General features: G+C 45.0%; 1 protein-coding gene and 1 other RNA gene. Both read left to right on the top strand.

What is annotated here, in order from left to right:
* The first annotated feature begins 76 nt into the window (after positions 1-76).
* Positions 77-556, top strand: a complete 480-nt coding sequence (smpB, locus tag A3766_RS01815) for an SsrA-binding protein SmpB (RefSeq protein ID WP_068514034.1) — start codon at positions 77-79, stop codon at positions 554-556.
* Between the two features lie 282 nt (positions 557-838).
* Positions 839-936, top strand: a transfer-messenger RNA (tmRNA) gene (ssrA, locus tag A3766_RS01810); the annotation flags it as partial.

Raw genomic sequence — 936 nt, 5'->3', positions numbered from 1 at the left:
GGTGTAGAATGGTTCATTTTTATAGCCCTAGAAACGTTTAGGTCTATTTGTACGAGATAGTGATAACAATAGATATATGGCCAAGAAAAAACCAAAACAACTGCCAGGCACCATTGCTCTCAATAAGAAAGCTAAACACGACTACCATATTGAAGAAAAGTTCGAAGCCGGACTCGCTCTAACAGGGTGGGAAGTCAAAAGCTTAAGAGAAGGCAAAGCTCAGCTTACGGATTCACACGTATTCCTAAAAAACGGTGAAGCCTGGCTTCTTAACGTCTATATCACACCGCTAACGTCAGCGTGTACTCACGTTATCGCTGAACCAACGCGCCAACGAAAGCTATTGCTACATAAAAAAGAAATCGCAAAGATAAATGCCAAAATGAACCAAGCTGGACACACCTGTGTTGCATTGGCGCTTTATTGGAAAGGAAACCACATCAAATGCGAGATAGCACTGGCCAAAGGTAAGAAAGATCACGATAAACGAGATGCCGAGAAGAACCGTGACTGGGATCGCCAGAAAGCACGTATTGTTCGAGAACACGTAAAATAAATAGGCTTGCCTTGTATTCCCAACAAGCGCCCCTATATAATGACTAACAATTAAATTACGGCATAAGCGACAGTTGCTAAAACACTGGCCGGGACTCGACGTAGTCGAAGCCAAACGCTTAATCTTGGTAAAAGTTACGGGGACGACATGGGCTTATGCCTGTTTTGTCTCAAATTGAAAGCCAATTTCTTGGCCTTCAAAAGGCATAAGCGACAGCGGCTCCGCCCGCTGGCCGGGACTCGACGCAGTCGAAGCCAGACGCTTAATCTTGGTAAAAGTTACGGGGACGACATGGCTTCGACGCTGGTAACAAAACCAAAGGTGCATGCCGAGTGTATAGTGGCACTCGTACTCCAATCGCTATAACTCATAGTTGCAAA

Source organism: Oleiphilus sp. HI0132 (assembly GCF_001635845.1).
Note: the sequence above shows the minus strand (reverse complement) of the source record. Positions and strands in the feature narration are given on the sequence as shown.